6 protein-coding genes are annotated in these 6363 nt (G+C 62.8%); 2 read left to right on the top strand and 4 right to left on the bottom strand.

Annotated elements, in window-relative coordinates:
* On the top strand, positions 1-582 hold a 582-nt coding region (locus ACWCPI_RS35760), incomplete at its 5' end, for an ABC transporter permease (protein WP_451042121.1).
* 36 nt (positions 583-618) lie between these two features.
* On the opposite strand, the gene glpK is transcribed toward ACWCPI_RS35760, so the two are convergent.
* A complete protein-coding gene (gene glpK / locus ACWCPI_RS35755) occupies positions 619-2133 on the bottom strand; it encodes a glycerol kinase GlpK (RefSeq protein WP_451042120.1) in 1515 nt (504 codons plus the stop codon).
* A gap of 41 nt (positions 2134-2174) precedes the next feature.
* On the bottom strand, positions 2175-2942 hold the full coding sequence (locus ACWCPI_RS35750; RefSeq protein ID WP_388806067.1) for an IclR family transcriptional regulator: 768 nt from the start codon (positions 2940-2942) through the stop codon (positions 2175-2177).
* Positions 2943-3087: 145 nt separating this feature from the next.
* Between ACWCPI_RS35750 and ACWCPI_RS35745 the strand changes: the two genes are divergently transcribed.
* The gene (locus tag ACWCPI_RS35745) at positions 3088-3510 is read left to right on the top strand and encodes an ATP-binding protein (protein WP_451042119.1); all 423 of its coding nucleotides are present in this window, start codon (positions 3088-3090) and stop codon (positions 3508-3510) included.
* A gap of 406 nt (positions 3511-3916) precedes the next feature.
* Here the strand turns inward: ACWCPI_RS35745 and ACWCPI_RS35740 are convergent, their stop codons facing one another.
* On the bottom strand, positions 3917-4612 hold the full coding sequence (locus tag ACWCPI_RS35740) for a hypothetical protein (RefSeq protein WP_451042118.1): 696 nt from the start codon (positions 4610-4612) through the stop codon (positions 3917-3919).
* Between the two features lie 5 nt (positions 4613-4617).
* Entirely contained in the window at positions 4618-6144 is a 1527-nt protein-coding gene (locus ACWCPI_RS35735) for a hypothetical protein (RefSeq protein WP_451042117.1), read from the bottom strand.
* Between the last annotated feature and the right edge of the window lie 219 nt (positions 6145-6363).

Genomic DNA, 6363 nt, shown 5'->3' with positions numbered 1-6363 from the left:
GGCTTCCTCATGGCCCTCGCCATCGGTACGCCGCTCGGACTGCTGGTCGCCCGGGTGAGGTTCGTCCGGGCAGCGCTCGGCCCCATCCTCTCCGGCCTGCAGTCGCTGCCGTCGGTGGCCTGGGTGCCGCCCGCCGTGCTCTGGCTGGGTCTGAACAACTCGATGATGTACGCCGTGATCCTGCTCGGCGCCGTCCCGTCCATCGCCAACGGCCTGGTCGCGGGCATCGACCAGATCCCCCCGCTCTTCCTGCGGGCCGGACGCACCCTCGGCGCCACCGGACTGCGCGAGGCCCGGCACATCGTGATGCCGGGAGCCCTCCCGGGGTACCTCGCGGGCCTGAAGCAGGGGTGGGCCTTCTCCTGGCGCTCGCTGATGGCGGCCGAGATCATCGCCTCCTCGCCCGATCTCGGCGTCGGACTCGGCCAGTTGCTGGAGAACGGCCGCAACAACAGCAGCATGCCGCAGGTCTTCCTGGCCATCTTCCTCATCCTGCTCGTCGGCATCGCCATCGACCTGCTGGTCTTCAGCCCGCTGGAACGGCGAGTGCTGCGCGGGCGGGGGCTGCTGGTCACCCGCTGAACTGCGGGACCGTGAGGGGCGGTTCGCGAGGGGTGGTCACTGGCGGCCCGGCGACTGGATCCACCCCAGGGACCGCTCGACGGCTCGCTTCCAGGAGGCGTACTCCCACTCCCGCCGTTCGGGGTCCATGTCCGGGAGCCACTGGGCGGCCATGTGCCAGTTGCGCCGCAGGACCTGCAGATCCGGCCAGTAACCGGCCGCGAGTCCGGCCGCGTACGCCGCGCCCAGTGACACCGTCTCGTGGACGAGCGGCCGTACCACGGGCACGTCGAGGACGTCGGCCAGGATCTGCATGAGGAGGTGGTCCGAGGTCATGCCGCCGTCCACCTTGAGCTGCTTCAGGGCGAGCGCGGAGTCGGCGTTCATGGCGTCGACGACCTCCCGGGTCTGCCAGCCGGTGGCCTCCAGGACGGCCCGGGCCAGGTGCCCCTTGGTGATGTACGAGGTGAGGCCGACGATGACGCCGCGGGCGTCACTGCGCCAGTGCGGGGCGAACAGCCCGGAGAACGCGGGGACGATGTAGCAGCCACCGTTGTCCTCGACGGTACGCGCGAGCGTCTCGATCTCGGGAGCGCTGTGGATCAGGCCGAGCCGGTCGCGGAACCACTGCACCAGCGAGCCGGTGACGGCGATCGGGCCTTCCAGGGCGTAGACGGTCGGCTGACCCGCGATCTTGTACGCGACCGTGGTGAGGAGCCCGTGCTCGGAGCGTACGAGGTCGTTTCCGGTGTTCATCACCAGGAAGCTGCCGGTGCCGTAGGTGCACTTCGCTTCGCCCGGCGAGAAGCACGTCTGACCGAACAGGGCCGCCTGCTGATCACCGAGGGCGGCCGTGATGGGCACGCCGTGCAGCAGTGCGCGGGCCTCGCCGTAGCTCTCCACGGAGGGGCGGATCTCCGGCAGCATCGAGCGCGGCACCCCGAAGAAGTCCATCAGCGCCTCGTCCCAGGTCAGCGTACGGATGTCCATCAGCATGGTGCGGCTGGCGTTGGTGGCGTCGGTGATGTGCAGGCCGCCGTCCGTACCTCCGGTGAGGTTCCAGATCAGCCAGCTCTCGATGGTGCCGAACAGCAGCTCACCGTCGCGGGCGCGGCGTTCGAGGCCGTCGACATGGTCGAACAGCCAGCGGATCCGCGGCGCGGAGAAGTAGGTCGACGGCGGCAGGCAGCAGTGGTCGAGGAAGAACGCGTCCCCCGGTTCCGTCCTCAGCTCGTCGACGAGCTGGGCGGTGCGCGTGTCCTGCCAGACGATCGCATGCCCGAGGGGGACCCCGGTCCGCGGGTCCCAGAGCACCGACGTCTCCCGCTGGTTGGCGATCCCGATGGCGGAGATCTGCCCGGCGTCGATCCCTGCGTTGGACAGCGCCTCGGGTACGACGCGCTGGAGGTTGCGCCAGATCTCGACGGCGTCGTGCTCGACCCAGCCCGGCCGGGGGAAGTACTGCTGGTGCTCGCGCTGGGCGACCGCCGCCAGTCGTCCGCCGTGGTCGAACAGGATGCATCGGGTGGAGGTGGTGCCCTGGTCGATGGACATCACATACCGCTCAACCATGATCGACCTGCCTTCCGATGTGTCGCGGAGGTCCCGGTGCCCTACCAGCGGGCCGCGCCCAGGTCTCTGGAGATCGCGCGTGCCGCCTCGCGCAGCACGGTGATCAGGGCCGGCAGGGGCCGGCCTTTGGTGTCGCAGATCCGTTCGACGGCGCCGGACACCCCGATCGAGCCGACCACCAGGCCGCCCTGTCCCCGGATCGGCGCGGCGATCCCCGCTTCGCCCATGCTCATCTCCTGCACCTCGGCGCCCCAGCCGAGGTCCCGTATCTCGCCGAGCGCCCGGGTGAGCTGCTCCGGGTGGACCAGGGTGTGCCGGGTGTACGCCTCCGGTTCGCCCTCCAGGAGGGGGTCGAGGGGGGTGGCTCCGTAGGCCAGCAGGACCTTGCCGAGCGAGGAGGCGTGCAGCGGCAGCAGCGCGCCGACGTCCAGGGTCTGGAGGGTGTCGTCCGGCCGGAAGACATGGTGGATGACGAGCACCTTGCCCTCCAGGGGCGTGCCCAGGCGGACCGCCTCCCCGCTGCGGGCGGCCAGGGCGTCGGCCCAGTTGATCGAGCGCGAACGCAGTTCGTTGACGTCCAGGTAGCTGGTACCGAGGTGCAGCAGAGCCGCCCCGAGCTGGTACTTTCCGGTCGTGGGGTCCTGCTCGACGAAGTCCACGTGCTGAAGCGTGCGCAGGATTCCGTGGGCGGTGCCCTTGGCGAGGCCCAGCGAGGAGGCCACCTCTCCCAGCCCGAGCCGACGGGATCCACCGGCGAGCAGGCGCAGGATCGCCGCCGCCCGCTCTATCGACTGGACTGGGCCGGCCATGAGGCGATGGTAGTCCGGGATCTTCCGGTTCGGGACTGTCGTTCGGTAATGCCGACCTATGTTCGTTGACCGCCCGCATTTTCGTCTTTAGCGTTCCTTGACGGCCCGGTCGGTGGCCGACAGGGCTTCCCCAGGAGGAGGAAACATGACAACTGCGCAGCTCGCCGCCGCGCCTCGCGGGGAAGCCGAGCACGTCTTTTCGCTGCCGCACGCACCGGGTGCCGTCTCGGGCGTACGTCGGCGTATACGTGCGGTCCTCGCCGACTGGAACCTCGCGGCGGACTTCGCCGACGACGTCCTGCTGGTGGTCTCGGAGCTGCTCACGAACGCGATCGTCCATGCCCTTCCCCCGGCGACGCTGAGGCTCTCGCGCGGCCCGCTCGACCTGGGCAGGGCGGTACGGGTCGAGGTGACCGACATGGGCCCCGCGGCCTCGACCGCGCTGTGCACTCCCGACCCCGACGAGCACGGCCGCGGCCTCGACATCGTCACCGCGCTGGCCGCCCGCTGCGGTGTGCATGTGCACTCCGGCAGGACCAGCCGGTGGGCGGAGCTGCGGTTCGGCTGAGCCGGTCACCGTACGGACGGCTGCTCACGGACGGCTGCGGCAGGCCTCCCCCGCCGCCGGCCCTGCGGGTGGTCGCACCGGATCACTCGCTCCCGGCACGAACGTCCCACCGGTACGCTCCAGCACCGGCTGCCTGCCGTGCGCCGGGACACCGCGCGGGCCAAGGCCCGGTCAGCCTCGCGGTCGTGTACGCGGCGCTCAGAGCGCCCAGGCCGGCGCACGACGCCGAAGCGGAACAGCGACGGCGTCTCGGCGACGCCTCAGTGATCGCCCGCCCGGATGATCACCCGCACCACGGCCACCGCGCGCCCGGCGTGACTCGGCATCGAGTATCTCGGCACGCCGGGCAGGGGGTTCCGGCTCTTTTGGCATCTCGTCGGCACACGCGAGGGCTGGAATACCTTTATCAACGAAGCGGCGGCAACATGATTGTTGCGCAACCAAGCTTGTCTGTTGCCTCACTTGGTTGACAGTCTGCGCCGTCGATCCCCTCGTGATCGGGACGCACCCGAATAGTGAGACGGTTTTCTTTTTCCCTGCGCTTATAAATGAAGTGCACTTTCTGGTTAACCTCTCCTGTATCGTCAGGCCGTAGCAGTGCGCGGTACTGCGGATCGACTCCGATGGGTTTCTTGTCTTCGAAACCTTCAACCTGGGCAATAATCATGTCTTTCTTTTTTACACCTACTGCATGGACTGTAAAAGACACTTCGACCATAGAATTGGGCTTGACGGAAAGGTCAGTAATGCTTGGGCGGCCATTACCTGTAGCTGTTGACGCCACTCCACAAATTGCGAGAAGTAGCGCAATGAGATACGCGATAAAGCCGACACTCAAGAGCCACGCCTGCTTCCGGTTTCCTTTCTTGTCACTGTTCTGAAACAACGACACGATACTGAGGGCGACCGCGAGGGTCGCGAATACCGCAATCCATACGTAGAGCCATCGGTGATTGTTTACTGCTGCGAGGAGTGCATCTTGCGATAGGCCTACCGACGTGCCGAGGCCAGCCACCGCTACGTAAGCACCAGCCAAGATTTTTGCTACGGTTGATAGGTCCCTGTCAACGCGTCGATCCTTTTGATCCGGAGTCTCAGCCATGGCATTCACCTCGTGGCGGTTGACGTAACTGATGGGCTTTGTGTGATGTGGTCAGGTAGCACCGGCGGCGATAGACCCCAGTCAATTTTGTTAAACGCGTACATTGTTAGCGTGAAAAACCAGAGACCTACTAGAATGAGAGACGTTACATAGTAAATCTCTTTATTAATTTCGGCACCAAGAGTCGACGACTCTCGCACAAGAAGTAGAGAAGCCGCGATAGCTGAGGGTACAAGAATGACTGCGACGTCTTGTCCTGTCATTTTGCTGTCTTCTGCCATGTCGAACCAGTGGTACACGAAGAAGATGAATGCTAGTAGCGCGCTTGCAGAGAGAACCACAACAACCCATCTTGTGATTGCAGCATGCCCACTGGGTCGCAGGGGGATATCCACCCAGATTCGATGCTTGCGACCCTCATCAGCGCTGTAAAAAGAGAGCAACTCTGGGCTGCTTTGTTGAAAGTCAGGCTCCTCTCCTACGGGCTCGTATCGTTCGTTAAGAACTCTGACTTTGTCAGGTACTAGCTCAACGTTCGTGTCATTTACGCGGACGTTAAGATGATTCGTCATAGCGTCATTAAATACAACAAGCTGGCTTGATGTTTTTTGTAGACTCAACTGAGACGGCTTGCTGTGGCTGTTTGCAACCTTGCCAGGCTCGCCGAGATGCAATCCTCGCTTTTCAGCCGTTTTAATCATGAAAGGCTCGTCTAGCGGAATAGTGCATTCTACGAACATATCCCAGTAGCGTCCATAGGCAGCATAGGCTTTGAGGAGTCTTCTAGTCTGGGCGACTTGCTGGTTGCGTGCCCACGAGAGAAGGCTATTCAGATCGCCTAGCAGGCTTGCGACTTGCAACTCATTCGCGAACATTTGCCCGATATCCGGCAACGCGAGAACTGGGTTTTCCGAGGCGCTGTCAATACTTGATGGGACACTCTTGCTCACCCATTTATGGATGGGATCAATGATGCTGAGCCAATCTTGGACCATCTCCTGCGATACTTGGAAGTTCCACGATGATGAGCTCATCAGGTATTGCCAGACCAGAAGCTCTAGTGTCGCTCGCTCGTACTGTTCGTACTCTTCATGCATGGATTGGTGTACGTTTTGCCATGGTCCAGCAGGGAAAGCAAAAATTGCTGTTAGCAATGAAGTGATACTCGAATCGATCGCCACGCCGACCTGAGAGGCCAAGAATGAAATATACCAAGTATGCAGCTTCGACTGTTCTTCTCTAGGCAACACGAAAGCTGGCTCTCCTGCGACCGTTACATCGAAGTCAAGCAGTGGGCTTTTGGGAAAGTTTCCGACGGGGAGATACAAAGTCACATGCGTATGCCATGGTTTAATTGAGGCATTATTCGACACCAGGTCCTTCAACTCAGTTGCCTGGGTCGACCTTCGCCGGTCTGACCAGCTTGCGCTTGTCACCTCAATACGTTCAACCGCACGTACACGCCATTCTCTACTTTCATAGAGAAGAGCTACTGCGATCTCCTTTTTTTCCGTTTCACTTGGATTTGCCACCCGTCGACACATGAACACCTCCGCAAGGTTCCCTTCTGATTGAAATATCCCCCCAAGTCTTAGTCTTTTCACGCTAGTTAGCCCCATTGGACTCCGCGGTTCCCCCAGGTGACCGAATGTCCCATTTGCCACCTTGCGTCATGTTATGGCATGGTTTATAATAGTGGCCTTAAAACAGGGCAGTCATATGCGAAGAGACGGGGGAATCCACATGAGCGG

The sequence above is a fragment of the Streptomyces sp. NPDC001920 genome (assembly GCF_053594495.1).
This window is presented reverse-complemented; position numbering and strand designations above follow the sequence as displayed.

Coding starts and splice junctions, on each gene's coding strand:
- glpK (WP_451042120.1), bottom strand. CDS start 2,133: ATGGTTGAGCGGTATGTGATGTCCATCGACCAGGGCACCACCTCCACC.
- ACWCPI_RS35750 (WP_388806067.1), bottom strand. CDS start 2,942: ATGGCCGGCCCAGTCCAGTCGATAGAGCGGGCGGCGGCGATCCTGCGC.
- ACWCPI_RS35745 (WP_451042119.1), top strand. CDS start 3,088: ATGACAACTGCGCAGCTCGCCGCCGCGCCTCGCGGGGAAGCCGAGCAC.
- ACWCPI_RS35740 (WP_451042118.1), bottom strand. CDS start 4,612: ATGGCTGAGACTCCGGATCAAAAGGATCGACGCGTTGACAGGGACCTA.